This is a genomic window from Saccharopolyspora gregorii, assembly GCF_024734405.1.
In the GTDB taxonomy this organism is placed as follows: Bacteria; Actinomycetota; Actinomycetes; order Mycobacteriales; family Pseudonocardiaceae; genus Saccharopolyspora_C; species Saccharopolyspora_C gregorii.
The window spans coordinates 4,255,512-4,282,340 of record NZ_CP059556.1; the positions used below are offsets into that span (position 1 = coordinate 4,255,512).

Consider the following 26,829-nt stretch of genomic DNA (forward strand, 5'->3'; position numbering starts at 1 on the left):
CGACCACACCCGTTCAGCCCTACTTGATTGATCCAAATGGATCAATCGGGTCAGCGGGGGTTCGCGGCGGCGCTCTTCCCGCCGCGCCCGCCCTTCGCGGGTCCGGCCTTCGACTTGTCGGACGCGGCGGTCGCCAGCAGCTCCTCGGCGTGCGCCCGGCCGGTGGCGGTGGAATCCAGACCCGCGAGCATCCGGGCCAGCTCGGCGACTCGTTCGCCGTCGGCGACCGTGCGCACGTCGCTCCGGGTGAGTCCGGTGTCGTTCGACCCCTTGTCCACCACGAGGTGCCGGTCCGCGTAGGCGGCCACCTGCGCGAGGTGGGTCACCACGACCACCTGGTGGGTCCGCGCCAACCTCGCGAGGCGGCGACCGATCTCGACGGCCGCCCGGCCACCCACCCCGGCGTCGACCTCGTCGAACACCAGCGTCGGCACCGTGTCCGCGTCGGCGAGCACGACCTCCAGCCCGAGCATCACCCGCGAGAGCTCACCACCCGAGGCGCCCTTGTGGATCGGCAGGGACGGGGCCCCGGAGTGCGCGATGAGCCGCAGCTCGACCTCGTCGGTGCCGTCCGGGCCGGCGGCCAGCGTCCGGTCCCCCACCGCCAGCGCCGAGGTGTCCGACGCCTCGGTCTCCTTGGGCTCGACCACGACCTCCAGCCGTGCCTGAGCCATCGCCAGTCCGGCGAGTTCCTCGGAGACCGCGGCCGCGAGCCCCACGGCGGCCTCCTGCCGTTCCTTCGTGAGCACCTGGGCGTGTTCCGCCAGTTCGGCGGCGAGCTCGTCGCGGCGCTGCGCCAGGGCGGCCAGCGCCTCGTCGGAGGTGTCCATCCCGGCCAGGCGCTCCCGCGCGTCCGCGGCCCACGCCAGCACGCCGTCGACGTCGGCGGCGTACTTCTTGGTGAGGTTCTTCAGCTCGGCCTGCCTGGCGAGCACCTGCTCCAGCCGTCCGGGGTCGGCGTCGAGCCGGTCCAGGTACCCGCCCAGCTCGGCACCCACGTCCGAGAGCACCGCGGTCGCCTCCGCGACCCGCGAGTCGAGGTCGAGCAGCACCGGGTCCTCGGCGGCACCGAGCCGGCGCCGGGCGTCACCGAGCAGGCCCATCGCGCTTGGAGACTCCGGATCGCCGTCGGCCGCACCGCTCACCGCGTGCTGGGCACCGGCCGCGATCTCGCGCAGTTGGTCGACGTCGGACAACCGCCGCGCCTCGTCGACGAGGGCTTCGTCCTCGCCCTGCTCCGGCGCCACGGCTTCGATCTCGTCCAGGCCGTGCTTCAGCAGCTCCGCCTCCCGCGCCCATTCCCGGGCCCGGTCGGTGCGCTCCGCAAGCTCCCGCACCACGGCGGTCCAGTCGGCGCGAACCCGCTGGTACTGCTCCAGGACGGCGGCCACCGGCTCACCGGCGAAGCGGTCGAGCACCGCGCGCTGCTCGCCGGGGCGCAGCAGCCGGAGCTGGTCGTTCTGCCCGTGCACCGCCAGCAATTGCTCCGACAGCTCGGAGAGCACAGCGTTCGGCACGGCCCGGCCGCCCAGGTGCGCGCGCGATCGACCATCGCTGTTCACGCTGCGCAGCGCGATCAGGCTGCCGTCCTCGTCCGGTTCGGCACCGGCTTCCCCGGCGACCTTCGCCGCCCCCGATTCGGGGGCGACCTCGAACCGCCCTTCCACCAGAGCCCGCGGAGTGTTCGATCGGACTCGCGAAGCATCGGCGCGACCACCGCTGAGCAGGTGCAGCCCCGTGACCACCATCGTCTTGCCAGCTCCGGTCTCACCGGTCACCACGGTCAGGCCTGGGTGCAGCTCAAGCGTGGCATCGTCGATGACTCCCAGTCCCTGGATGCGCATCTCAGCCAACACATCAAGCACCCTAGCGGGCGGCCCCGACCGCTCGGCCCCCGCCAGTCCGATCAATCCCGCCGATCCGCGCGCGGCGGTGCCGCGCGACCGCGCTCGACTGCGGTTCGCAGCCGGTCAGTCGGCTGCCGGGCCGCGCCACCCCTGGACCGGGAGCTCGAACTTCCGGACCAACCGGTCGGTGAACGACGCGTCATACAACCGGACCAGGCGCAGCGGGTTCGCCCCGGCCACGACCTCGACCCTGGCCCCCGCGGGCAGGTCGAAGTGCCGCTGCCCGTCGCAGCACAGCACCGCGTCGTGCCCGCCGTGGTCGATCTCCAGCGCTACGGTGGAGTTCCGCGACACCACCAGCGGGCGGGCGAACAGCGCGTGCGCGTTGCTCGGCACCACCAGCAACGCCTCCACTTCCGGCCAGACCACCGGCCCGCCAGCGGAGAACGCGTAGGCCGTGGATCCGGTCGGGGTGGAGCAGAGCACCCCGTCGCAGCCGAACGCGGACACGGGATGGCCGTCGACCTCGACGACCACGTCGAGAATGCGTTCCCGGCTGCTCTTCTCCACGCTGGCCTCGTTCAGCGCCCACGTGGTCGCGAGCACCTTCCCGTCGAGCATCGCGGTGATGTCGACGGTCATCCGCTCTTCGACGTGGTACCGGCCTTCGACCACGGCCAGCACCGCTTGGTCCAACGCGTCCGAGTCGGCCCCGGCGAGGAAACCGACCCGCCCGAGGTTGACGCCGAACACGGGGACGCCCGGCAGCCGGGCCAGCTCGGCGGCGCGCAGCAACGTCCCGTCGCCACCGAGCACGAACACCAGCTCGGTGCCCGCGGCGGAGTGCGGCCCGGAAGGAACCGCTTGGGTGTAGCAGCCGGGGCTGAGGTCGCGCGCCTCGTCCTCCAGCACGCGCACGCGCACGCCGGCTCCCACCAGTTGCCCGGCGACCTTCTCCGCGGTGCGCAGGTTGTGCTGTTTACCGGTGTGGACCACCAGCAGCACCTCTCGGGTCAACTGCGGCCCCCTCGTCGGTTTCCGGCCGTGCCGGCGGCGGCCTTCTGGGCCCCACCGCCCTTGTCCGCCGTCTGCGGCCCGGTGCGCACCGCTTCCGCGACGAGTTCAGCCGCTTCCGCCGGGTCGGTGCTCGCACCGGACCGCAGCCAGACGAAGAACTCCACGTTGCCCGAGGGCCCCGGCAGCGGGCTGGCGGTGACGCCGCGCAGCCCCAGCCCGGACTCCGCAGCGAAGCGGACCACGTCCAGGACCGCTTCCGCGCGCAGCTCGGGGTCCCGCACCACGCCGCCGGAACCGAGCCGCTCCTTGCCGACCTCGAACTGCGGTTTGACCATCGGGACCAAGTCGGTCTCCGGCCCGGAGCACGCCAGCAGCGCGGGCAGCACGAGCTTCAGCGAGATGAAGGACAGATCGGCCACGACGAGATCCACCGGACCGCCGATATCGGCGGGTTCCAAGGCACGCACGTTGGTGCGGTCGTGCACCCGCACCCGGTCGTCGGTCTGCAGCGCCCACACCAGCTGGCCGTACCCGACGTCCACCGCCACCACTTCCCGAGCACCCTGCCGCAGCAGCACGTCGGTGAAGCCACCGGTGGAGGCACCGGCGTCGAGGCACCGGCGCCCCTCGACGGCCAGCCCGTCGGCGCCGAAGACCTCCAAGGCGCCGAGCAGCTTGTGCGCCCCGCGAGAAGCCCACTTCGGGTCGTCGACGTCCTCGGCCACCACGACCGGGGCATCGATCTCGACGGCGGTGGCCGGTTTCCCGGCGACCATGCCCCGCACGGTCACCCGACCGGCGGCGATCAGTTCCGCGGCCTGCTCCCGCGACCTCGCGAGCCCGCGGCGCACGAGTTCGGCGTCCAAACGCGCCTTGCGCGGCACTCCGATCACCCGCCGCCCGTCGAACCGGACAACATGTTCTCGGCTCTGCTCAACGCATCGGACAACGCCGTGTGCACCGCCTCGAACCGCTGGACGTGATCGGCCACCGGCAACTCACGCACCTCGTCGAGACGCGCGAGCGCTTCGCCGATGGCGTGCTCGGCCGCCGAACCGTCGTCCGAGGACTTCGCCAGCATCGACGGGTTCGGCGCGAATGCACCGTCCTGCCCTGGAGAGGTCATCGTCTCCCGCTTCTGTCGCCCACATCGCCGGACGTCTCGCGGCGACTACATCAACGCTATCCGAACTGAACCGCGGACGTGCGGAGCCGGTCGCTTCAGGCGAAGCCCAATCGGCGCAACGCATCGGTGGACGTGGAATCCGCCGAGCGCACGGTCACGTGCCCGGAGCCGACCGGCCACCACGCGGCGCACAGGGCCCGGAGCGCACCGAGCGCGTGCTCCCGCGTCCCGGACGACTCCGGCCGGTCCGACGCGGCCGACAGTTCGAGAACACCGTCCGCGACTCGAACCTTCCAGTCGGGCTGGTCGCCGACGGCGGTCACCTCGTGCGGCAGGTGCAATCCGCGCAGATCGTCCGCGATGTGCTCGGGACGGAGTTCCACCGGCGCGAACAACGCGTCGGCCGGGGTTCCCACCCCGGTCAGGACCATCAGCGAGGGCATCCCGGACCGCACGGCACCGCTGATGTCGGTGTCGAGTCGGTCTCCGACCATCAGCGGCCGACCGGCCCGCGCCGAAGACACGGCGCGGTCCAGCAACGGGCGTTCCGGTTTGCCGGCGACCTGCGGTTCCTGACCGGTCGCCGCGCGCAACGCCGCGACCATGGAGCCGTTGCCCGGCAGCTCACCGCGTTCGGTGGGGAGCGTGGCGTCCGCGTTGCAGGCGACCCACGTCGCTCCGGCGCGGATGGCCAGGCACGCTTCCGCCAGGTTCCACCACCCGGTGTCCGGGGAGTGGCCTTGCACGACCGCGACCGGTTCGTCCGCGTTCTCCCGGACCGGGGTGAGTCCGAGCTGCTCGACCTCCGCTGCGAGCGCCTCCGAGCCGACGACGAGCACCTTCGCGCCGGTCGGCAGCTGTTCGGCGAGCAGGGCGGCACCGGCTTGAGCGCTGGTGCTCACCTCGTCCGCGGTGGCCTGCAGGCCGAGCGCGTTGAGGTGGTCGGCGACGGCCTGTGCCGGTTTGGACGCGTTGTTCGTCACGTACCGCACCTGCACGCCCTTCCGGCGCACCTCCTCGATGGCCTCGTCCGCCCCGGGCGCGAGTTGGCCGCCGCGGTACACGGTGCCGTCGAGGTCGAGCAGCACCGCGTCGTGGTGGTCGAGCAGCGTTCCGGTCACTGCGATTCGTCCCCTCGCGGGTCGCTCGCCTTCACCGCTCGGTCGGCCGACTGCGTTCCGTCCACCGCTGCCTGCTTCGAGGCCGGGGCCTGTTCCACCGCGGCGGCATCGGGCTCGGCGGTCGCGGGGGCGTCCTGCGCCGTGGTCGGTTCCGCAGCGGAGTCACCCGCGGCCACGGGTTCCTCCACCGTCACCTCGGCTTCGGCTTCGGATTCGGTGGTGAGCTCGACGTCGTCGGCGTCGTCGAGCGCGGCGGGTCCGGCAGCGGTCGCTTCAGCCACGAGTTCTTCGGCTTCGGCATCACCGCCGAGCAGGACCACCAGCTCGTCCAGGCGTTCCGGGGCGTCCGTCTCACCGTCGTCGTCGGCGTGCGCGGCGTGCACGAACCAGGTGAACGCCTCCTGCACCCGGCCGGCGGCGAGCAGGTTGTCGGCGTACGCGTAGAAGAGCCGGGCGCTCCACGGTTCCTGGACCTTCGGGTCCAGTTCGGGAATCTGCAGGCTCACCACGGACGCTTCGACCTCGCCGAGGTCGCGGCGGGCACCGGCGGCAACGATGCGGAGCTCCACCGCTTCCCCACCGGTCAGCTCGGCGGCTTCGGCGCTGCGGCTCAGTTCCAGGGCCCGTTCCGCACGGCCCAGCGCACGCTCGCAGTCCGCCATGATCGCGATGTGCCCGGGGCCACCACCCATGCGGCGCGCGGCGCGCAGCTCGGACAGCGCCTCGGTCCACTCACCCATCTGGTAGGCGCACAGCCCGTTGGCTTCGCGCGCGGCACCGATGCGGGAAGCGCGGTGCCGCGCGTACCGCGCGTGCACGAGCGCCTGTTCCGGGTCGGTGTCCATCAGCTTCCCGGCCGCGACCAGGTGCAAGGCGACCTTGTCCGCGAGTCCCTTCGGCAGCGAGCGCATGTCCCGGCGGACCTCACCGTGCAGCTCGGAGACGTCGACGTCCTCCGGCAGTTCCGGGGCGACCTCGACGGGCTTGGTCTCGACGTTCTCCTCGGCTGCCGCACCGGAACGCTGCGCGGCGTCCCGGTCGTGTCGGCGCGGACCGCGGTTGTCGGACTGCGGCCGCTGCCGGTCGTCGCGCCGCGGGCGGTCGTTGTCGAAGCGGTCGCGCTTGCCCTGCGGACGGTCACCGCCCCTGCGGTCGTCCTTCGGACGCCCGTAGGAGGGACGGCCGCCGCGGTCATCGCGACGATCGTCGCGTTGCCGCCGGTCGCCGCCACGATCGTCGCGCTTGTCCGACCAGGAGCGGCCGCCGCGGTCCCGGTTGTCGCTCTTGCGGTCCTGCCACGGGCGGTCGTTGCGCGGACGGTCGTCGGAACGGTGGCCGCCGCCTTGGTGGCGGTTGCCGCCCGCGCGGTTGTCGCTGCGCCGGTCGCCGCCCCGCTTGTCGTCGTCGCGCCGGTGATCAGGGCGCCGGTTGTCCGGGCGCTGGTCGTCGCGCTTGAAGTTCGAGCCCTGGCGATCGCGGCGGTCGTCGAACCGCGGCTTGTCCCGGCGGTCACCGCCGCGGAAGTCACCACGGTTCCGGTCGCCCCCGCGGTCGTCCCGAGGCCGGTCGTCGCGAGGCCGGTCGTCGCGGTAGGAACGGTTGGGCCGGTCGTCCCGGTTGAAATTACGGCCGCGGTCGTCCTGCCGGTCGAAGCGACGTGCGCCTCCCGAGCCGCCACGGCCGCCGTCGTTCCGACGATCGTCACCGCGACGCTCGTCGCGGAAGCCACCACGACGTTGTTCGCCCGGACGTCCGCCCTTGCGGTCGTCGAACTTGGAGTCCCGTCGGAAGCCGCCCTTGTCGGCCGGACGGCCCCGGCTGTCCTTGCGGAACTTGGAGTCGCCCTTGTCGCCCGGGGCACCCCAGGTCTGCTCGTCGCGTCCCTGCCCGAAGGCGCGCTGACGGTGCCCCCCATCGGCCCGGCGATCTTCGATGCGCGGTCCGCCGCGGTCGCGGTTGTTCGAGAACCGGCTCCCACCGCCCTGCCGGCCGCGGTCACCGCCCGAGCCGCGGGATCCGCCGTCTCGGCCTCGGTCGTTCCGGCCGCCGAAACCGCGCCCTGCCGATCCGTTCTTGCCGGCCTGGCCGCTGCGGCCGGAATCGGCTCCGCGGCGGTCGCCGCCGCCACGCGTGTCGTCGGACCCGGACACCAGACCTCCTGGACGTGCAAACTCGGTTGAGTACCAGCGTAGACCTCGGCGCCACCGCTCTACCGGTGCCGTCCGAGTGTGCGATGCCGCGTCGCTCCAGTCGAGGCGCAGCACAAAAAAGGGCCGACCGGGCCGTCCTGCTGGACAGGCCCGGTCGGCCCCTCATGAGTATTGTCGGCGGTGTCCTACTCTCCCACACCCTATCGAGTGCAGTACCATCGGCGCTGGAGGGCTTAGCTTCCGGGTTCGGAATGGGACCGGGCGTTCCCCGCTCCGCTAAAACCACCGACAAATCCAACCACACCAACACCCCACCCGGGGCGCCGTGTGAAACCTCTATCCAATTCAACAACCAACCAGTTGCTGTCTCAGACACCGTATAGTGGATGCGTAGCAATCTTCGTGAACAAGTCCTCGGCCTATTAGTACCCGTCCACTCCACACATTACTGTGCTTCCATGCCGAGCCTATCAACCCCATCATCTCTAGGAGGCCTTAACCCACAAAGGGGTGGGAGACGTCATCTTGGAACAGGCTTCCCGCTTAGATGCTTTCAGCGGTTATCCCTCCCGAACGTAGCCAACCAGCCCTGCTCCTGGCGGAACAACTGGCACACCAGAGGTCCGTCCGTCCCGGTCCTCTCGTACTAGGGACAGCCTTCCTCACATCTCCTACGCGCGCGGCGGATAGGGACCGAACTGTCTCACGACGTTCTAAACCCAGCTCGCGTGCCGCTTTAATGGGCGAACAGCCCAACCCTTGGGACCAACTCCAGCCCCAGGATGCGACGAGCCGACATCGAGGTGCCAAACCATGCCGTCGATATGGACTCTTGGGCAAGATCAGCCTGTTATCCCCGGGGTACCTTTTATCCGTTGAGCGACACCGCTTCCACCAGCCAGTGCCGGATCACTAGTCCCTGCTTTCGCACCTGCTCGACCTGTCAGTCTCACAGTCAAGCTCCCTTATACACTTACACTCAACACCTGATGACCAACCAGGCTGAGGGAACCTTTGGGCGCCTCCGTTACCCTTTAGGAGGCAACCGCCCCAGTTAAACTACCCACCAGGCACTGTCCCTGAACCCGATCAGGGTCCGAGGTTCAGATGCTCAGAACGACCAGAGTGGTATTTCAACAACGACTCCACACCCACTAGCGTGAACGCTTCACAGTCTCCCACCTATCCTACACAAGCCGCACCGAACACCAATACCAAGCTATAGTAAAGGTCCCGGGGTCTTTCCGTCCTGCCGCGCGAAACGAGCATCTTTACTCGTACTGCAATTTCACCGGGCCTGTGGTCGAGACAGCGGAGAAGTCGTTACGCCATTCGTGCAGGTCGGAACTTACCCGACAAGGAATTTCGCTACCTTAGGATGGTTATAGTTACCACCGCCGTTTACTGGCGCTTAAATTCTCCGCTTCACACACCAAAGATGTGCTAACAGGTCCTCTTAACGTTCCAGCACCGGGCAGGCGTCAGTCCGTATACCTCGTCTTACGACTTCGCACGGACCTGTGTTTTTAGTAAACAGTCGCTTCTCCCTGGCCTCTGCGGCCACCACCAGCTCCAGGAGTAAATCCCTTCACCAGCAATGGCCCCCCTTCTCCCGAAGTTACGGGGGCAATTTGCCGAATTCCTTGACCACAGTTCACCCGACCGCCTCGGTATACTCTACCTGACCACCTGTGTCGGTTTCGGGTACGGGCCATGCACACACATCGCTAGAGGCTTTTCTCGGTAGCACGGGATCACTGACTTCACCACAACGGCTACGCATCACCCCTCACCCTTCACACCGCCCGGATTTACCTAGACGGCAGGCTACAGGCTTACACCAGTACTACCACTCACTGGCACAGCTACCCCACTACGTCACCCCATCACTTGACTACCGCAGAATCAGGTCCCATGCACTCACACAGAACATCCGAAGACACTCCATGCTCGCGGATGGTTAGTCTCAACCGTTTCGCCATGGGCGCGTGCACACGGGTACGGGAATATCAACCCGTTCTCCATCGACTACGCCTGTCGGCCTCGCCTTAGGCCCCGACTCACCCTGGGCGGACGAACCTGCCCCAGGAACCCTTAGTCAATCGGCGGCAGAGATTCTCACTCTGCTCTCGCTACTCATGCCTGCATTCTCACTCCCACACACTCCACGCCAACCTTACGGTGACGCTTCACTGCATGCAGGACGCTCCCCTACCCAACAAGCCACAAGGACTCATTGACACGGCTTCGGCGGTGCACTTCAGCCCCGCTACATTGTCGGCGCAGGACCACTTGACCAGTGAGCTATTACGCACTCTTTCAAGGATGGCTGCTTCTAAGCCAACCTCCTGGTTGTCTGGGCAATCCCACATCCTTTCCCACTGAGCACACACTTAGGGGCCTTAGCCGGTGTTCTGGGCTGTTTCCCTCTCGACGATGAAGCTTCTCCCCCACCGTCTCACTGCCGCGCTCTACCCAGGCGTATTCGGAGTTTAGCTGACGTCAGTAACCCATAAGGCCCATCAACCAACCAGTGCTCTACCCCACCCAGGAAACACACGACGCTGCACCTAAATGCATTTCGGGGAGAACCAGCTATCACGAAGTTTGATTGGCCTTTCACCCCTACCCACAACTCATCCCCCAGGTTTTCAACCCTGGTGGGTTCGGGCCTCCACACGGTCTTACCCGCGCTTCACCCTGGCCATGGGTAGATCACTCCGCTTCGGGTCTGCACCACGCGACTCCACGCCCTCTTCAGACTCGCTTTCGCTCCGGCTACCCCACAACAGGTTAACCTCGCCACGCAGCAGCAACTCGCAGGCTCATTCTTCAAAAGGCACGCCATCACACAACCCAAAGATCATGCTCTGACGGATTGCAGGCACATGGTTTCAGGAACTATTTCACTCCCCTCCCGGGGTACTTTTCACCATTCCCTCACGGTACTATCCACTATCGGTCACCAGGAAGTATTTAGGCTTAGCGAGTGGTCCCGCCAGATTCACAGCGCCCTCCACGGAAACGCTGCTACTCGGGAACAAATCCACACGTATCGCATGTGCTTTCGCCTACGGGACTCTCACCCACTCCGGCCAGGCATCCCAACCTGTTCAACTAACACACACAACCACGCTGAAACGGTGACAGCCGCCTCCAGACAAGCCCCACAACCCCAGACACGCAACCCCTGCCAGGTATCCCACGCGCCCGGTTTAGCCTCCTCCGCTTTCGCTCGCCACTACTCACGGAATCACCAGTGTTTTCTCTTCCTACGGGTACTGAGATGTTTCACTTCCCCGCGTTCCCTCCCAACACCCTATACATTCAGGTGCAGGTGACCCGACATCACTCGGGCCGGGTTTCCCCATTCGGACACCCTCGGATCACAGCTCGGTTGACAGCTCCCCGAGGCATTTCGCAGCCTCCCACGTCCTTCATCGGCCCCTGGTACCAAGGCATCCACCATGTGCCCTACATAACTTGGCCACAAAGATGCTCGCATCCACTATACAGTTCTCAAACAACAACCGACAAGACACCAACCACAACCCACAAACAGGCCACGGTCACCAGTGTGTCCTCTCAGACACCCAACAGCGTGCACGATGACGAAAACTCCGAGTGGCATTTCCACTAAATCCTTGAGCACCCAGAACAGAAGAACACATGCCTTCTCAACCCTGGACACCCCACCAACACCCACCCTGAGGTGAACATTCGCGGACGTGTATTGCTCCTTAGAAAGGAGGTGATCCAGCCGCACCTTCCGGTACGGCTACCTTGTTACGACTTCGTCCCAATCGCCAGTCCCACCTTCGACCACTCCCCCCGGGCGAACCGGTTGGGCCATGGGCTTCGGGTGTTACCGACTTTCATGACGTGACGGGCGGTGTGTACAAGGCCCGGGAACGTATTCACCGCAGCACTGCTGATCTGCGATTACTAGCGACTCCGACTTCACGGGGTCGAGTTGCAGACCCCGATCCGAACTGAGACCGGCTTTAAGGATTCGCTCCACCTCACGGTATCGCCACCCTCTGTACCAGCCATTGTAGCATGTGTGAAGCCCTGGGCATAAGGGGCATGATGACTTGACGTCATCCCCACCTTCCTCCGAGTTGACCCCGGCAGTCTCCTGCGAGTCCCCACCATCACGTGCTGGCAACACAGGACAAGGGTTGCGCTCGTTGCGGGACTTAACCCAACATCTCACGACACGAGCTGACGACAGCCATGCACCACCTGCACACAGGCCACAAGGGAAACCCCCTCTCAGGGGCGATCCTGTGCATGTCAAACCCAGGTAAGGTTCTTCGCGTTGCATCGAATTAATCCACATGCTCCGCCGCTTGTGCGGGCCCCCGTCAATTCCTTTGAGTTTTAGCCTTGCGGCCGTACTCCCCAGGCGGGGCGCTTAATGCGTTAGCTACGGCACAGGAACCGTGGAAACAGTCCCCACACCTAGCGCCCACCGTTTACGGCGTGGACTACCAGGGTATCTAATCCTGTTCGCTCCCCACGCTTTCGCTCCTCAGCGTCAGTATCGGCCCAGAGACCCGCCTTCGCCACCGGTGTTCCTCCTGATATCTGCGCATTTCACCGCTACACCAGGAATTCCAGTCTCCCCTACCGAACTCAAGTCTGCCCGTATCGACCGCACGCCCACCGTTAAGCGGCAGGTTTTCACGGCCGACGCGACAAACCGCCTACGAGCTCTTTACGCCCAATAATTCCGGACAACGCTCGCACCCTACGTATTACCGCGGCTGCTGGCACGTAGTTAGCCGGTGCTTCTTCTACACCTACCGTCACCCGAAGGCTTCGTCGATGTCGAAAGAGGTTTACAACCCGAAGGCCGTCATCCCCCACGCGGCGTTGCTGCGTCAGGCTTTCGCCCATTGCGCAAGATTCCCCACTGCTGCCTCCCGTAGGAGTCTGGGCCGTGTCTCAGTCCCAGTGTGGCCGGTCACCCTCTCAGGCCGGCTACCCGTCGTCGCCTTGGTAGGCCATCACCCCACCAACAAGCTGATAGGCCGCGGGCTCAACCTGCACCGCCGGAACTTTCCACACGCAGACCATGCGGCCACGTGTCCTATCCGGTATTAGACCCCGTTTCCAAGGCTTATCCCAGAGTGCAGGGCAGATTACCCACGTGTTACTCACCCGTTCGCCACTCATCCACCCCGAAGGGCTTCAGCGTTCGACTTGCATGTGTTAAGCACGCCGCCAGCGTTCGTCCTGAGCCAGGATCAAACTCTCCAACAATGTCTTAGAGAAAATCCTGCCCCGAAATAAACGAGGCACCCCAGCAATCCGAAGAAAGCCGAGGCATGTAATTCATCAAGATGAGTTTACCACTCACCATCATCGGCACGCTGTTGAGTTCTCAAAGAACACACCCACACCATCACCCACAACCCCTCATCAGGGCCGCGAACTCCGGGGAGTCAGTTCATTTCGTCTTTCGTTCTTGCGATGTTTCAAACTCTAGCAGGCCCGATTTCCGGCCGTTTCAGGGGGGTCGCTTTCGCGTTTCCGCGGTTTCCCGCGCCCGCCCAGCCAAGTTCCGGCCTGCTTTTAGAGTTTTCCACTTCGGTTCCACCCACTCTACCAACACCAGTTGGGAGCTTGGTTCGTGGCCCCGCTGTCGCGCCCGGTCCGATTTTTTCGGCCCGTTCCGCGCTGACTTGAAGTAATTTACGCGTCCGCCAACCCAAAGTCAAGTCAGCCCGCAGTAGGACCGGAACGAGGTAAACCCGCAGGTCACCTGCCGTTTCCGGCCCTACGAACAGGCTAGTACAGCACCTTGATCCCCGCAGTGTGACGCTTGCCACGTCGGATGACCGCCCAGTGGCCGTGCAGCAGGTCGTCCTTCGACGGAGACCACGTCTCATCAGCGATTTTGGTGTTGTTGACGTAGGCGCCGCCCTCGTTGACGGTGCGCCGCGCGGCGCCGCGGCCCTGCGCGAGACCCGCTTCGACCAGCAGGTCGACGATGGTGGGCTCGTCGGACAGGCGCACTTCGCCGGTGGGGACCTCGGCCATGACCGCGTCCAGCGTCGCCTCGTCCAGCTCCGCGAAGTCGCCGCGGCCGAACAGCGCCTGGCTGGCGGCGATCACCTGGCGGGTCTGGTCGGCACCGTGCACCAGGGTCGTCAGCTCCTCGGCGAGCCTGCGCTGGCCGGCGCGCTGCTGCGGGCGTTCGGCGGTGGTGCGCTCCAGCTCCTCGATCTCCTCGCGGTCGAGGAAGGTGAACAGGCGCAGGTACTTGGCGACGTCCGCGTCCGCGGAGTTCACGAAGTACTGGTACCAGGCGTACGGCGAGGTCAGCTCCGGATCGAGCCACACGTTGCCGCCGCCGGTGGACTTGCCGAACTTCCGCCCTTCCGCGTCGGTGACCAGCGGCAGGGTCAGCGCGTGGGCGGTGGCGTTCTCCTGGCGGCGCAGCAGGTCCACGCCGGCGACGATGTTGCCCCACTGGTCGGAGCCGCCGAGCTGCAACCGGGTGCCGTGCCTGCGGTAGAGCTGCACGTAGTCGTTGGCCTGCAGCAGCATGTAGCTGAACTCGGTGTAGGACAGGCCGTCGCCCTCCAGGCGGCGCTTCACCGTCTCCCGCGCGAGCATCGTGTTGATCGAGAAGTGCTTGCCGACGTCGCGGAGGAACTGGGTGACCGGCAGCTGCGCCGTCCAGTCCGAGTTGTCGGCGACCAGCGCGCCGGTCGAGGTCTCGTCGAAGTCGACGAACTTCGCCAGCTGGTGGCCGATCCGCTCGGTCCACGCCCGGACCGTGTCCTCGTCGTGCAGGTTGCGCTCCCCGACGTCCCGCGGGTCACCGATCAGGCCGGTCGCGCCGCCGGAGAGCACCACCGGGCGGTGCCCGGCGAGCTGGAAGCGGCGCAGCGTCAGCAGCGGGATCAGGTGGCCGGCGTGCAGGCTGGGTGCGGTGGGGTCGAAGCCCGCGTAGAGAGTGAGCGGCCCGGAATCCAGGTCCGAACGCAGCGCGTCGAGGTCGGTGGATTGCGCGATCAGGCCGCGCCAGGACAGCTCGTCAAGGATGTGCTCACTCACGCGACCCAGTCTGTCGCATGCCGACGAGCGGTTTCATGCCTGGTCCCGGATGCGCCGGCGTCCCCCGCGCCGGTAGGGGCTCACCGCCGGGGAGCCGTCGATCCAGGACCGCCAGGGCAGGTCGACCGCGGTGGCGACGCCGACGCGCGGCCCGGTGCGCACGTCGTCCTCGTCGACGGCGGGGCCGTCGAGCAGCCGGATCGGCGAGTCCGGGTCGGTGAGGTCGATGCCGTTGTGCTCGCGGGTGATGCCGAGGACGCCGGCCAGCCGGGCGGGGCCGCTGGCGAGCTGGACGTCCTTGCGCACCGCGGGGCGGCGGCTGCGGGCCAGCTCGGTGCCGTCGAGGACCTCGGCCGCGCGCAGCAGCACCGCGCCGGGCACGCCGTCCTCGGTGCACACGACGTTGATGCAGAAGTGCAGCCCGTAGACGAAGTAGACGTAGAGGTGCCCGGCCGGGCCGAACATCACCGCGTTGCGCTGCGTCTTGCCGCGGTAGCAGTGCGAGGCCGGGTCGTCGCCGCCGCGGTACGCCTCGACCTCGACGAGCCGCACCCGCACGTCGCCCTCCGGGTGGCTGGACCGCAGCTCGCAGCCGAGCAGGCTGCGGGCCACCCGGAGGGGGTCGTGGGCGAGTTCCGCTCGCGTCAACTGGTGGCTCACGAGCGGAACAGTACCGACCGGACGCGAACGGTTCTCACGCCGCCAGCCAGGCGCGATGCGCCTCGATCGCGGCGAACACGCGGTCCCGCTGCTCGCGCACCCGGTCGGGCGCGGTGCCGCCGTGGGCGTCGCGGGAGGCGATGGAGCCGGGAACGGTCAGCACCTCCCGCACCTGCGGGGTGAGCGCGGGGTGCGCGGCGGTGAGCTCCTCGTCGGTGAGCTCGTCGAGCCCGATGCCGCGGGCTTCGGCGGTGCGCACGCACTCCCCCGACGCCTCGTGCGCCACCCGGAACGGCACGCCCTGGCGGACGAGCCATTCGGCGATGTCGGTGGCGAGGGTGAACCCGGCCGGCGCGAGTTCGGCGAGCCGCTCGGTGTGGAAGGTGAGCGTGCCGAGCATCCCGGCCATCGCGGGCAGCAGCAGGTCGAGCTGTTCGACGGAGTCGAAGACCGGCTCCTTGTCCTCCTGCAGGTCCCGGTTGTAGGCCAGCGGCTGCGCCTTCAGCGTCGCGAGCAGCCCGGTCAGGTTGCCGATGAGCCGCCCGGACTTGCCGCGGGCCAGTTCGGCGACGTCGGGGTTCTTCTTCTGCGGCATGATCGAGCTGCCGGTGGCCCAGGCGTCGTCGAGCGTGACGTAGCCGAACTCGGCGGTGTTCCAGATGATCACCTCTTCGGCGACCCGGGACAGGTTCACCGCGAGCATGGCCAGGCAGAACGCCGATTCGGCCGCGAAGTCGCGGGAGGCGGTGCCGTCGATGGAGTTGTCCACCGCGCCGTCGAAGCCGAGCTCGGCGGCCACGGCCTGCGGGTCCAGGCCCAGCGAGGAACCGGCGAGGGCGCCGGACCCGTACGGGGAGAACGCGGTGCGCGCGTCCCAGTCCCGCAGCCTGCTCACGTCGCGCAGCAGCGCCTGGCAGTGCGCGAGCAGGTGGTGGCCGAGCAGCACCGGCTGCGCGTGCTGCAGGTGGGTGCGGCCGGGCAGCACCGCGTCCGGGTGCGCCCGGGCCTGCTCGGCGAGGGCGTCGACGACGTCGAGCACGCCGGCGGCGACGCGGCGGGTGGCGTCGCGCAGCCACATCCGGAACAGGGTGGCGACCTGGTCGTTGCGGGAGCGGCCTGCGCGCAGCTTGCCGCCGAGGTCGGCGCCGACGCGTTCGAGCAGCCCGCGTTCGAGAGCGGTGTGCACGTCCTCGTCGTCGATGACGGGCTGGAACGCGCCGGACTCGACGTCGGCGGCGAGCACGTCGAGGCCCTGGTGCATCCGCTCCAGCTCGTCGGCCGTGAGCAGCCCGGCCGCGTGCAGCACGCGGGCGTGCGCGCGGGATCCGGCGATGTCGTAGGGGGCCAGCCGCCAGTCGAAGTGGGTGGACAGGCTCAGCGCGGCCATCGCTTCGGCCGGGCCGGAGGCGAAGCGGCCGCCCCACAGCTTGGTGGGCTCGCTGCCTTGCTGGGTCACGGTGGGTCCTTATCGGGAGTCGTTCGGATGGTGCGGATTCGGTCGGTCATCGTCCTCGCCGCCGGCGGGGTGCGCGTCGCCCGGTTCGCCGTCCTCGGGCCGGGCGCGTTCGCCGGAGGCCATGTTGGTGAACCGTTCGGCGAGGTCGAGGCCGGTGAGCGGTTCGCGGGCGACGACCATGACGGTGTCGTCGCCCGCGATGGAGCCGACGGCTTCGAGCAGGGCGGCGCGGTCGATGGCGCTGGCCAGGAACTGCGCGGCGCCCGGTGGGGTGCGCAGCACGGTGAGGTTGCCGGAACCGTCGGCGGACACGAGCAGTTCCGCCAGCAGCCTGCTGAGCCGGGTGGTGCCGCCCTGCACGCCGCGGACGGGGCTGCCGTCCTCGGGGATGACGTAGACGGCGGCTCCCCCGTCGGGACCGCGCAGCTTCACCGCGCCCAGTTCGTCGAGGTCGCGGGACAGCGTGGCCTGGGTGACGTCGATGCCGTCCCCGGCGAGCAGCCGCGCGAGCTCGGTCTGGCTGCGGATGCCCATCGCCGAGACGAGCTCGACGATGCGGGCCTGCCGGGCCGCCCGGGTGCTCATGACCGCTGCACCAGCCAGGCCAGCAGTGCCTTCTGCGCGTGCAGCCGGTTCTCGGCTTCGTCGAACACGGCGCTGGCCGGTCCGTCGAGCACGTCGTCGGTGACCTCCCAGCCGCGGTGCGCGGGCAGGCAGTGCAGCACGGTGCTCTCGACGCCGGTGGCGGCGAGCAGTTCGGCGTTGATCTGGAAGGGGCGGAACGGGCTGACCCGGTCCTTGCCGTCGTTCTCCTGGCCCATCGAGGTCCAGGAGTCGGTGACGAGCACGTCGGCCCCGTCGACGGCGGCGCGCGGGTCGGTGTCGACGCGCACGGAACCGCCGGTCTCGGCGGCCCGCTTGTTCGCCGCGTCCAGCACCCACTGGGCGGGGGCGAAGCCGTCGGGGGCGCCGATGCGGACGTGCATGCCCGCGGTGACGCCGCCGACCAGCAACGAGTGCGCCATGTTGTTGGCGCCGTCGCCGAGGTAGGTGAGGGTGCGGCCGGGCAGTTCGCCGTGGCGCTCCCGCACGGTCTGCAGGTCGGCGAGGACCTGGCAGGGGTGGAACTCGTCGGTGAGCGCGTTGATGACGGGCACGGTGGCCGCGCCCGCCATCGCCTCGATGCGCGGCTGCGCGAAGGTGCGCCAGACGACGGCGTCGACGTAGCGGGACAGCACCCGCGAGGTGTCCTCGATGGTCTCCTCGCGGCCGAGCTGCATCATGCGGCCGTCGACGACCAGCGGCTGGCCGCCGAGCTGGTGGATGCCGACTTCGAAGGACATCCGGGTGCGGGTGGAGTTCTTCTCGAAGATGACCGCGATGGAGCGGCCCTCCAGCGAGCGGTCCCCGTTGCGGTCGGCCTTGAACCGAGCGGCGAGGTCGAGGATGTCGGTCTGCTCCTGCGGGCTCAGGTCGTCGTCGCGCAGGAAGTGCCGGAGCGTCACGGGATCACCTCCGTGGCTGTCGTGGTGGGATTCGGGTGTTCGGGCAGGTCCGCCGAGCAGGCCGGGCAGGTCGGCGACGAGCCGCCGGGCCTGGTCGGCGTCGAGCACCAGTGCGGGGCTCAGCCGCAGCACGTCGGGCTGCACGGCGTTGATCAGGTAGCCGGCGTCCTGGGCCGCGGCGGCGGTGGCGGCGGCGATGGGCTCGGTGAGCCGGATGCCGAGCAGCAGGCCGAGGCCGCGGACCCCGGCGATCTTCGGGTGGCCGAGCCCGCGGACGCCGTCGGCGATGAGTTCGCCGATGGCCTTGACGTGGTCGAGCAGCCCGTCGGCGGCGATGGTGTCGAGGACGGCGAGCGCGGCGGCGCAGGCGACGGGGTTGCCGCCGAAGGTGGTGCCGTGCTGGCCGGGTTGCAGCAGTTCGCCGGCGTCGCCGACGCCGATGCAGGCGCCGAGGGACAGCCCGCCGCCGAGCCCCTTGGCGAGGGTGATCACGTCGGGTTCGATGCCGTCGCGCTGGAACGCGAACCAGTGCCCGGTGCGGCCGATGCCGGTCTGCACCTCGTCGACGACGAGCAGCGCGCCGTGCTTCGCGGTGATCTCGCGGGCGGCCCGCAGGTAGCCCTCGGGCGGGACGACGACGCCGTTCTCGCCCTGCACGGGTTCGACGACGAACGCGGCGGTGGTGTCGTCGACGGCGGCTTCGAGGGCGGCCACGTCGCCGAAGGGCACGTACTCGACGCCGGGCGGCAGCGGGGCGAACGGTTCCCGCTTGGCGGGCTGGCCGGTGAGGGCGAGCGCGCCCATGGTGCGGCCGTGGAACCCGCCCTCGGTGGAGACGATCTTGAGCCGCCCGGTGCGCCGGGCGATCTTGAACGCGGCTTCGTTGGCCTCGCCGCCGGAGTTGCAGAACAGCACCCGGCCGCGCCCGGTGAACCCGGCGAGCTCCAGCAGCCGTTCGGCGAGTTCCAGGCCGGGTTCGTGGGCGTAGAAGTTGGAGACGTGCCCGAGGGTGCCGATCTGGCGGGTGACGGCGTCGACGACGTTCGGGTGCGCGTGGCCGAGCGCGTTCACGGCGATGCCGCCGACGAAGTCGAGGTAGGTGTTGCCGTCGGCGTCGGTGACCTCGCAGCCGGAGCCGCGGGTGAGGGTGAGCTTCGGGGTGCCGTAGTTGCCCATCATGGACGCCTGCCAGCGCTGGGTCCCGGTGGTGTTGGTGGTCATGCGGGTTCGCCTTCCTGTCCGGGCAGCACCATCGTTCCGACGCCTGCGCTGGTGAACACTTCGAGCAGCACCGAGTGCGCGAGCCTGCCGTCGATGACGTGGGCGCGCGGCACGCCGCCGCGCACGGCCCGCAGGCATGCCTCCATCTTCGGCACCATCCCGGCGGCGAGGCCGGGCAGCAGCGCTTCGAGCTCGTCGGCGTCGAGGCGGGCGACGAGCGAGGAGCGGTCCGGCCAGTCGGTGTAGAGCCCTTCGACGTCGGTGAGCACCACGAGCTTCTCGGCGCCGAGGGCGACGGCGAGCGCGCCCGCGGCGGTGTCGGCGTTGACGTTGTGCACCACGCCGTCCACGTCGGGGGCCACGGTGGACACGACGGGGATGCGCCCGGCGCTGATCAGGTCGAGCACGGCGTCCGGGTTGACGGCGACGACGTCGCCGACGAGGCCGACGTCGACGGGTTCGCCGTCGACGGTGGCGGTGCGGCGGGCCGCGGTGAACAGCTGCGCGTCCTCGCCGGACATGCCGACGGCGTGCGGTCCGTGCTGGTTGATGAGGCCGACGAGTTCGCGGCCGACCTGGCCGACGAGCACCATCCGCACCACGTCGAGGGTTTCGGGGGTGGTGACGCGCAGCCCGCCGCGGAATTCGCCCGCCATGCCGAGCCGGTCGAGCATGGTGGTGATCTGCGGTCCGCCGCCGTGCACGACGACGGGGTGCAGCCCGGCGAGGCGCAGGAACACCATGTCCTGCGCGAACGCGGCCTTGAGCTCGTCGTCGATCATGGCGTTGCCGCCGTACTTGACGACGACGGTGGCGCCGTGGAAGCGCTCCAGCCAGGGCAGCGCTTCGACCAGCACGTTGGCCTTCTCGGCGGCGGTGGCGAGCCGGTCGGCCGGGCTCTGGTCTGCGCGGCTCTGGTCGGCGCGGCTCTGGTCGGCGCGGCTCTGGTCGGCGCTCATGAGGAGTACGCGCTGTTCTCTTCGACGTAGTCGTGGGACAGGTCGGTGGACAGGATGGTGGCGGCCTGGTCGCCGAGGTGCAGGTCCACGACGATCTCGATGTCGCGGCCGGTGAGGTCGGCTTCGCCGCGGTCCCGGTTGGGCAGTCCGCCCACGAACAGCGAGACGCCGTTGGTGATGATCTCGACGCGGCTGACGTCGATCTCGGCCTGGGCCCGGCCGAGCGCCATCGCGATCCGGCCCCAGTTCGGGTCGGAGCCGAACAGCGCCGTCTTGACCAGGTTGTCCTCGGCGATGATCCGTCCGATGTGGACGGCGTCGTCCTCGGTGCGGGCGCCGCGCACGGTGATGTCGACGGCCTTGGTGGCGCCTTCGGCGTCGGCCTGCAGCTGGCGCACCAGGTCGGTGCTGATGGCGGTGAGGACGTCGGTGAGCTCCGCGGCGCTCGGTTCCACGCCGGAGGCGCCGGAGGCCAGCACCAGCACGGTGTCGTTGGTGGAGGTGCCGCCGTCCACGTCGAGCCGGTCGAAGGTGGTGCGGGTCGCGGCGCGCAGCGCGGTGTCCAGCACGTCCGGTTCCACGACGGCGTCGGTGGTGAGCACGCTGAGCATGGTGGCCATGTTGGGCGCGAGCATCCCGGCGCCCTTGGCGAAGCCGCCGACGCCGAACCCGTTCCCGGCGGCGGTGGCCTGCTTGGCCTTGCTGTCGGTGGTGAGCACGGCGGTGGCGGCGGCGGTGCCCGCCTCGGCGGTCCCGGCGAGCGCGGCGGCAGCACCGTCCACTCCGGACACGACGGCGGGCATCGGGAGGCGTTCGCCGATCAGCCCGGTGGAGCAGACGGCCACGTCGATGGCGCCGACGCCGAGGACTTCGGCGACCTTCTCGGCGGTGGCGTGGGTGTCCTGGAAGCCTTCGGGACCGGTGCAGGCGTTGGCGCCGCCGGAGTTGAGCACCACGGCGTGCAGGCTGCGTTCCTGCAGCACCTGCTGGGACCACAGCACGGGTGCGGCCTTGACCTTGTTGGTGGTGAAGACCCCGGCGGCGGTGTGCCGCGGGCCGTCGTTGACCACGAGGGCCAGGTCGAGCGCGCCGGTGGGCTTGATCCCGGCGGCCACGCCGGCCGCCCGGAATCCGGCGGGGGCGGTGACGCTCATGCGTTCTCCTCCGTGCTGGTGGTGCTGCCGGGTGCGGTGGGGGCGGCGGTGGCCCGGGGGATCACGGGGCGATCCCGGCGAGCGGCAGGCCGGTGGTCTCGGGCAGGCCCTTGGCGAGGTTCATGCACTGCACGGCGCCACCGGCGGTGCCCTTGGTGAGGTTGTCCTCGGCACCGATGACGACGAGGCGGCGCGCGTCGGCGTCCACCGCGACCTGCAGGTGCACCGTGTTGGCGCCGAGCGTCGCGGAGGTCTGCGGCCACGAACCCTCGGGCAGCACCTGCACGAACGGCTCCTCGCCGTAGGCGTCCAGGTAGACCTTGCGGGCGGCGGCGGTGTCGAGGTCGCCGCGCAGCGGGGCGCTGCAGGTGGCGAGGATGCCGCGCGGCATCGGCGCGAGCACGGGGGTGAAGGACACGGCGACGGGTTCGCCCGCGACGGCGCTGAGGTTCTGCACCATCTCCGGGGTGTGCCGGTGCGCGCCCGCGACGCCGTAGGCGCTGGCCGAGCCCATCACCTCGGCGGAGAGCAGGTGCGGCTTGAGCGCGCGGCCCGCGCCGGAGGTGCCGGTGACCGCAACGACCTGCGCTTCGGGCGCGACGAGACCGGCGGCGAAGGCGGGTGCCAGCGCCAGCGAGGCCACCGTGGGGAAGCAGCCCGCGACGGCGATCCGGTTCGCGGTGCGCAGTTCCGCCCGCTTGCCGGGGAGTTCGGGGACGCCGTAGGGCCAGGTGCCGGGGTGGTCACCGCCGTACCAGCGGGTCCACGCCTCGGGATCGTTGAGCCGGTGGTCGGCACCGCAGTCCACGACGAGGGTGTCCGCGCCGAGTTCGGCGGCGATGGCCGCGGAGTGCCCGTGCGGCAGCGCGAGGAACACGACGTCGTGGCCGGAGAGTTCGGCGACGGTGGTCTCGGTGAGCTCGCGGTCGGCGAGCGGCAGCAGGTTCGGGTGGTGCGCGCCGAGCTTGGTGCCCGCGTTGCCCCCGGCGGTCAGCGTTCCGATCTCGACTTCGGGGTGCGCCAGCAGCAGGCGGAGGAGTTCTCCGCCCGCGTAGCCGCTCGCACCCGCCACTGCCACCCGAATCACCATGCGGATGATTATGCATCGTCGTGCAACATCAATCAAGAATGGGGCCGGTCACGCGCGCCACAGCCGGGCTCCGCGACCAGCCGGGCCGCGACCGGTCGGGCTTCAGAGCCAGACGAGCCGCACGTCCCCGACGATCTCGAACATCGCACGGACCCGTTCGGCCGAATCGGCGTCGCCCTTCAAGCCGCCCGGCCCCACGAACACCGCTCCCGGCGGCACCTGGACCGACGGGCACTCGCCGCTGATGTCCAGGCCCCACGCGCAGACGTCCGCGTCGACGACCTCGCCGTCCTCGCTGGTCAGCTCGTAGACCGCGAACGGACGCGGGCGGGCGCCCTCGCGGAGGGCGTGGAGGAGTTCGGCTTCGGGGTCGTCGTGCATGGCGGGGTCCTTTCGTCGTCCGGATCGGCCACCACGACGTTAGTGGGAATGATTCCTTGCGTCATTTACCTGACCAGGTGATCCACAACGGCGCCACGAGCTGTGACGATGATCCGCATGCAGACCACCCCCGATCCGCGCATGCTCCGAATCCAGCTCGGCATCGAGCTGCGCAGGCTGCGCGAAGAAGCCGACCGCAGCACCTTCGAAGCCGCCGACGTGCTGGGCTGCAAGCAACCGAAGATGAGCAAGGTCGAAGGCGGCAGCCAGGGCATCAAACCCGAAGAAGTGGCTCGGCTGCTGGACTTCTACGGCGCCTCCGCGAAGCAACGCCGCTACCTCACGGAGGTCGCCGAGCAGGCGGTGAAGCGCAACCGGCCGAAGAAGTACCACCGCGACGCGGTACCCGACTGGTTTCAGCGCTTCCTGGCCTTGGAGAGCGCGGCGACGGAGATCCGGCTGTACGAGGTGGAGACCGTCACGGGCCTGCTTCAGACCGAGGACTACGCGCGTTCGACCATCCAGGCTTGGGAACCCGCCGCGGACCCGCGCTTGGTCGAGCAGCAGGTGCGCACCCGCATGCAGCGGCAAGCGGTTCTGGGCGGCAAGAGCCGGTTGCGGTCGCTGGACGTGGTCGTCAGCGAAGCCGCGCTGCGACGGGTGCAAGGCAGCGGAGAGATCATGCGAGCCCAGCTGACGCGGTTGATCGAGCTGTCCGAACGGCCGGACATTGCGATCCGCGTCCTGCCGTTCAGCGCACCGAACCGGATCACGGTGCTCTCGTCCTTCACCTTGCTCCACCTTGGCGCGCAACGGCTTTCGTCGGTGTACCTCGAAGACGTGCTGGGTGCCACCTACCTCTGGGAGGCGGAGGAGTACACCCGGTACAGCATGACGCTGGACCGCTTGCAGGCTGCGTCGCTTCCGGCGGAGGAATCGCGCGAACTGATCGCTAAGGTGAGGGCGGAACACACCTGACCGATCGGAAGAGGTGCTATGCCAGCCCCGGACTTCTCCGCGGCCATCTGGCGCAAATCCAGCCGCAGCGGGTCCAACGGCGGCCAGTGCGTCGAGATCGCGTTCGTGCCCGCCACGGCCGACTGGCGGAAGTCCAGCCGCAGCGGCTCCAACGGCGGCGCCTGCGTGGAGATCGCCGTGCAGCCCTCCGTCGTCGGCATCCGGGACTCCAAGGACGCGGCGGGCCCGGTGCTCGCGGTGAGCCGGGACGCGTTCGGCGCCTTCCTGCGCGCGATCGACTCCGGGCGGCTGTGACCCCGAGCGGAGATCGCCCGGAACGCGACCTCCCCACCCCCTCGCGCTGTTAGTGTCCTGCCCCGCGAGGAGGGGTGCAGTGGGCTACGAGGTCGTCACGAAGGCGCTGGAGGACGCGGCGAAAGCCGCTCGGTCCGCCGCCGAACAGGCCAGGTCGGTGCGGCTGGAACCGGCCACTGACAAGATCGCGGAGGCGATGCCGGGCTCGGTGTCGGCTCCCGCCGCCGAGCGCACCGGCGGCAGCTGGCGCGGCTCGCTCGACGGGTGGAACCGGGACGTCGAGCACTACGCGGACTCGCTGTCCGGCAGCGCCCGCGACTACGACGGCCGCGAAGGCGCTGCCGCGGACGGGTTGAACGCGACTCAGGGCGGTGGTGCGTGATGGTGTGCCTCGGCGACCTGCGGCGGTGGAACGCGGACCTGCTCGACGACGCGATCGACGAGCTCAAGGCCCGGCAGGACCGGCTCGTGCAGCTCGACGACGAGCTCGCCGCCTCTGGGCGACCCAGCGGCTGGCAGGGCGAGGCCGCCGACGCCGCCACCGCCGAGCACGCGAAGCTCGGCGAACGGCTCCGCGAACTCGTGCTGGAGATCTCCACCGTCCGCACCACCGCCATCGCCACCGCGGACGAGATCCGGGCGGTCGGGAACGAGCTGGCCGAGGCCGAAGCGCTCGCGCACGCCCACCACTTCGCGATCACCGACGACGGCCGGGTCGAGGACCTCGGCACCCCGCCCGGCATCCGCCCCGACGAGGCCGCCGACGTCGACGCCGACCGGCACGACCGCATCCGGCCCGACCTCGTCCACCGGGTGGAGCGCATCCTCGCCCGGGCCGACGACGCGGACCGCGAACTCGCGAAGGTCCTCGGCGACGCGGACAAGGACCTGATGGACACCGGAGAGGCGAAGACCCTCGCCGACGCGGCCGCCCTCGGCGACGCCCGCGGCCTCGGCGAGACCGTCGAACCCCCGCCGCCCGGCGACCCGGCGAAGAACGCCGAATGGTGGAAATCCCTGCCCGCCGAGACGAGGTCCGCGCTCGCCGCCGCTCCCCCGGCCTGGCTCGGCGCCATGGACGGCATCCCCGCCACCGTCCGCCACACCGCCAACGTCAACAAGATCGACGACGAGCGGGCGGCGCTCAACGCCGAAGCGAACCGCCTCCGCGAGCAGATCAGGCAGCTGCCCAAGGGCCCGGGCTCCAGGAACCTCGACGGCAAGTACCAGCGTCCCCTCGACCAGATCGAAGCCAAGCTGAAGTCCCTGGACGAGGTCGAGAAGGTCGCGGCGAAACCCGACCGCCAACTGCTCGTCCTCGACACTTCAGGCGAACGGACCAAGGCGGCCGTCGGAGTGGGAAACGTCGATACCGCCGAGAACGTCTCAGTGTTCACACCGGGTCTGAACAGCACGGTCGAGGGCAGCATGAGCGACTACGACCGGAGCACCGCCCAACTCCGTTACGACGCGAAACACCAATCGATGATGTACGGCGACGGCGGAGATGTCGCAGCGGTGTCGTGGATCGGCTACGAAGCACCCCAGCTCAACGACAGCCTCGGCGAGAACTCAGTCGCCGGTTCGAGCGCAGCGGAACGCGGTGGAGAGAAGCTCGCAGACTTCTACCGCGGTATCAACGCATCCCGAGAAACCGACCCTAATCTCGTAGCGATCGGACACTCATACGGCTCTACCACCACCGGGTACGCACTGCAACACGCGGGAACCGGCGTGGACGCCGCCGTGACGATGGGCTCTCCGGGAGTGGGAACGGACTCTGCGGCAGACCTCAAGATTCCGGAAGGCCAAGCTTACAACCTCAAGTCGGACGGAGATTTCGTCGCCATCCTCCCCTGGTTCGACGGCAACCCCTCCTCGATAGCCGGCGTCCAGCAGTTGTCCACAGAGGACTCAACTGCTCCGGACGGGCAACGGCTCAACGAGTCGAGTGGGCACAACACAGGAGGCCCGGACGGCTACTTGACCAGTGGCAATACGAGCCAGTACAACGCAAGCGTTATAGCTGCCGGACTTCCGGAACGAGCTGTACGAGCACCCGACTGACCGACGATACCGGGCGCAGGGAACCGATTTGTTGAAACCTTGGACGCTTCTCGCAGTCGCAGCGCTCTTCGTGACCGGCTGCGGCAGCGACGAACCCTCAGAAGGAAACATGGATACGCAACGAGCGGAGCTGCTGCGGCGCCCTGGAATCGAAGAAATCACCAGGCGTTACGAGGAGATGCAAGCACGCACCAGGGACGAGCTCGCGCAGCAGTTCCCTTGGCTGGACTGGCGCCACGTCGAAGACGGGACCAAAGCGGGCTGCACCGGGTTCGACGAGTTCTCCGGGATCGCCGAAAGCAACACGCTCGACATGTGGAGCGCGGAAGGCAACATCCCCGACCCCGACTGGCCCCGAGCCGAGCAGATCGTCGCCCGCATCACCGCCGAATACGGCTTCACCCCACCCGAAACCGTCGTCAGCCGCCCCGCCGACCACCAGATCGTCGGCAGCGACACCTACGGCGCCGGCTACCGCTTCGGCACCGCCAAACGCACCGTCCTCTCCGGCAGCACCGGCTGCCACCTCCCCCAAGCGGAGAAGGACAAGTTCCAGAACCCCAGCTGACTCCAGGTGAGTGGCCCACCCGCCCACTCAGGCTGGGCGAACGGGCCACCCACCTGCGATGACGAACCCGCGCAGAGCTCCTGCAGCCGCACGGTGAGTGGCCCACCCGCCCACTCAGGCTGGGCGAAGGGGCCACTCACCTGGGTGGAACGCGGGCAGGGGCC

Annotated in this window: 20 protein-coding genes, 3 rRNA genes and 1 pseudogene; 5 read left to right on the forward strand and 19 right to left on the reverse strand. The window is 68.8% G+C overall.

Going from position 1 to position 26,829, the window contains the following annotated elements:
• Nucleotides 1–50: 50 nt before the first annotated feature.
• From recN to H1226_RS18530, 19 genes and pseudogenes are all read right to left on the reverse strand, one after another.
• Entirely contained in the window at nucleotides 51–1,856 is a 1,806-nt protein-coding gene (gene recN / locus H1226_RS18440) for a DNA repair protein RecN (RefSeq protein ID WP_258341842.1), read from the reverse strand.
• Nucleotides 1,857–1,970: 114 nt separating this feature from the next.
• Nucleotides 1,971–2,864, reverse strand: a complete 894-nt coding sequence (locus H1226_RS18445; protein ID WP_224962225.1) for an NAD kinase — start codon at nucleotides 2,862–2,864, stop codon at nucleotides 1,971–1,973.
• Entirely contained in the window at nucleotides 2,861–3,748 is an 888-nt protein-coding gene (locus H1226_RS18450) for a TlyA family RNA methyltransferase (RefSeq protein WP_309148820.1), read from the reverse strand. The genes H1226_RS18445 and H1226_RS18450 overlap by 4 nt, the downstream gene beginning before the upstream one ends.
• Before the next feature lie 5 nt (nucleotides 3,749–3,753).
• Nucleotides 3,754–3,990 (reverse strand): hypothetical protein, encoded by a 237-nt coding sequence (locus H1226_RS18455; protein ID WP_258341844.1) that lies wholly within the window; start codon nucleotides 3,988–3,990, stop codon nucleotides 3,754–3,756.
• Between the two features lie 95 nt (nucleotides 3,991–4,085).
• Complete coding sequence (locus H1226_RS18460) at nucleotides 4,086–5,111, reverse strand: HAD-IIA family hydrolase (protein WP_258341845.1); 1,026 nt, start codon at nucleotides 5,109–5,111, stop codon at nucleotides 4,086–4,088.
• The gene (locus H1226_RS18465; protein ID WP_258341846.1) at nucleotides 5,108–7,261 is read right to left on the reverse strand and encodes a hypothetical protein; all 2,154 of its coding nucleotides are present in this window, start codon (nucleotides 7,259–7,261) and stop codon (nucleotides 5,108–5,110) included. The genes H1226_RS18460 and H1226_RS18465 overlap by 4 nt, the downstream gene beginning before the upstream one ends.
• Nucleotides 7,262–7,433: 172 nt before the next feature.
• Nucleotides 7,434–7,551, reverse strand: a 5S ribosomal RNA gene (rrf, locus tag H1226_RS18470).
• 112 nt (nucleotides 7,552–7,663) lie between these two features.
• Nucleotides 7,664–10,750 (reverse strand): 23S ribosomal RNA (locus H1226_RS18475).
• A gap of 255 nt (nucleotides 10,751–11,005) precedes the next feature.
• Nucleotides 11,006–12,529, reverse strand: a 16S ribosomal RNA gene (locus H1226_RS18480).
• The 16S, 23S and 5S rRNA genes sit together here, the layout of an rRNA operon.
• A 528-nt stretch (nucleotides 12,530–13,057) precedes the next feature.
• Nucleotides 13,058–14,332 carry a tyrosine--tRNA ligase gene (tyrS, locus tag H1226_RS18485; protein WP_258341847.1) on the reverse strand — a complete coding sequence of 425 codons (1,275 nt, stop codon included), beginning with the start codon at nucleotides 14,330–14,332 and terminating at the stop codon, nucleotides 13,058–13,060.
• 33 nt (nucleotides 14,333–14,365) lie between these two features.
• Nucleotides 14,366–14,992, reverse strand: a complete 627-nt coding sequence (locus H1226_RS18490; protein WP_224961619.1) for a DNA-3-methyladenine glycosylase — start codon at nucleotides 14,990–14,992, stop codon at nucleotides 14,366–14,368.
• Nucleotides 14,993–15,026: 34 nt separating this feature from the next.
• Nucleotides 15,027–16,448: an argininosuccinate lyase gene (gene argH, locus H1226_RS18495; protein WP_258341848.1), complete on the reverse strand. Its 1,422-nt coding sequence runs from the start codon at nucleotides 16,446–16,448 to the stop codon at nucleotides 15,027–15,029.
• Between the two features lie 9 nt (nucleotides 16,449–16,457).
• Nucleotides 16,458–17,033 (reverse strand): arginine repressor, encoded by a 576-nt coding sequence (locus H1226_RS18500; RefSeq protein WP_258341849.1) that lies wholly within the window; start codon nucleotides 17,031–17,033, stop codon nucleotides 16,458–16,460.
• On the reverse strand, nucleotides 17,030–17,953 hold the full coding sequence (argF, locus tag H1226_RS18505; protein ID WP_258349448.1) for an ornithine carbamoyltransferase: 924 nt from the start codon (nucleotides 17,951–17,953) through the stop codon (nucleotides 17,030–17,032). Before argF ends, H1226_RS18500 begins: the two co-directional genes overlap by 4 nt.
• 54 nt (nucleotides 17,954–18,007) lie before the next feature.
• Nucleotides 18,008–19,174: pseudogene (locus H1226_RS18510) on the reverse strand (acetylornithine transaminase); the annotation flags it as partial.
• The gene (argB, locus tag H1226_RS18515) at nucleotides 19,171–20,133 is read right to left on the reverse strand and encodes an acetylglutamate kinase (RefSeq protein WP_258341850.1); all 963 of its coding nucleotides are present in this window, start codon (nucleotides 20,131–20,133) and stop codon (nucleotides 19,171–19,173) included. The gene argB and the pseudogene H1226_RS18510, both read right to left, overlap by 4 nt.
• Nucleotides 20,130–21,287 carry a bifunctional glutamate N-acetyltransferase/amino-acid acetyltransferase ArgJ gene (argJ, locus tag H1226_RS18520; protein WP_258341851.1) on the reverse strand — a complete coding sequence of 386 codons (1,158 nt, stop codon included), beginning with the start codon at nucleotides 21,285–21,287 and terminating at the stop codon, nucleotides 20,130–20,132. Before argJ ends, argB begins: the two co-directional genes overlap by 4 nt.
• Nucleotides 21,288–21,348: 61 nt before the next feature.
• Nucleotides 21,349–22,377 (reverse strand): N-acetyl-gamma-glutamyl-phosphate reductase, encoded by a 1,029-nt coding sequence (argC, locus tag H1226_RS18525; protein WP_258341852.1) that lies wholly within the window; start codon nucleotides 22,375–22,377, stop codon nucleotides 21,349–21,351.
• 102 nt (nucleotides 22,378–22,479) lie between these two features.
• On the reverse strand, nucleotides 22,480–22,758 hold the full coding sequence (locus tag H1226_RS18530; protein ID WP_258341853.1) for a hypothetical protein: 279 nt from the start codon (nucleotides 22,756–22,758) through the stop codon (nucleotides 22,480–22,482).
• Nucleotides 22,759–22,875: 117 nt separating this feature from the next.
• Between H1226_RS18530 and H1226_RS18535 the strand changes: the two genes are divergently transcribed.
• The 5 genes from H1226_RS18535 (at nucleotide 22,876) to H1226_RS18555 (ending at nucleotide 26,665) form a co-directional block, all read left to right on the forward strand.
• Nucleotides 22,876–23,736: a helix-turn-helix domain-containing protein gene (locus H1226_RS18535; protein ID WP_258341854.1), complete on the forward strand. Its 861-nt coding sequence runs from the start codon at nucleotides 22,876–22,878 to the stop codon at nucleotides 23,734–23,736.
• An 18-nt stretch (nucleotides 23,737–23,754) separates the two neighbouring features.
• Entirely contained in the window at nucleotides 23,755–24,030 is a 276-nt protein-coding gene (locus H1226_RS18540; protein ID WP_258341855.1) for a DUF397 domain-containing protein, read from the forward strand.
• 79 nt (nucleotides 24,031–24,109) lie between these two features.
• Nucleotides 24,110–24,412 carry a hypothetical protein gene (locus tag H1226_RS18545; protein WP_258341856.1) on the forward strand — a complete coding sequence of 101 codons (303 nt, stop codon included), beginning with the start codon at nucleotides 24,110–24,112 and terminating at the stop codon, nucleotides 24,410–24,412.
• An 86-nt stretch (nucleotides 24,413–24,498) separates the two neighbouring features.
• A complete protein-coding gene (locus tag H1226_RS18550) occupies nucleotides 24,499–26,097 on the forward strand; it encodes an alpha/beta hydrolase family protein (RefSeq protein ID WP_258341857.1) in 1,599 nt (532 codons plus the stop codon).
• Between the two features lie 70 nt (nucleotides 26,098–26,167).
• Nucleotides 26,168–26,665, forward strand: a complete 498-nt coding sequence (locus tag H1226_RS18555; RefSeq protein WP_309148821.1) for an LppA family lipoprotein — start codon at nucleotides 26,168–26,170, stop codon at nucleotides 26,663–26,665.
• Nucleotides 26,666–26,829 lie beyond the last annotated feature (164 nt).

Coding starts and splice junctions, on each gene's coding strand:
- H1226_RS18455 (WP_258341844.1), bottom strand. CDS start 3,990: ATGACCTCTCCAGGGCAGGACGGTGCATTCGCGCCGAACCCGTCGATG.
- H1226_RS18500 (WP_258341849.1), bottom strand. CDS start 17,033: ATGAGCACCCGGGCGGCCCGGCAGGCCCGCATCGTCGAGCTCGTCTCG.
- argB (WP_258341850.1), bottom strand. CDS start 20,133: ATGAGCGCCGACCAGAGCCGCGCCGACCAGAGCCGCGCCGACCAGAGC.
- argJ (WP_258341851.1), bottom strand. CDS start 21,287: ATGAGCGTCACCGCCCCCGCCGGATTCCGGGCGGCCGGCGTGGCCGCC.
- argC (WP_258341852.1), bottom strand. CDS start 22,377: ATGGTGATTCGGGTGGCAGTGGCGGGTGCGAGCGGCTACGCGGGCGGA.
- H1226_RS18530 (WP_258341853.1), bottom strand. CDS start 22,758: ATGCACGACGACCCCGAAGCCGAACTCCTCCACGCCCTCCGCGAGGGC.
- H1226_RS18535 (WP_258341854.1), top strand. CDS start 22,876: ATGCAGACCACCCCCGATCCGCGCATGCTCCGAATCCAGCTCGGCATC.
- H1226_RS18540 (WP_258341855.1), top strand. CDS start 23,755: ATGCCAGCCCCGGACTTCTCCGCGGCCATCTGGCGCAAATCCAGCCGC.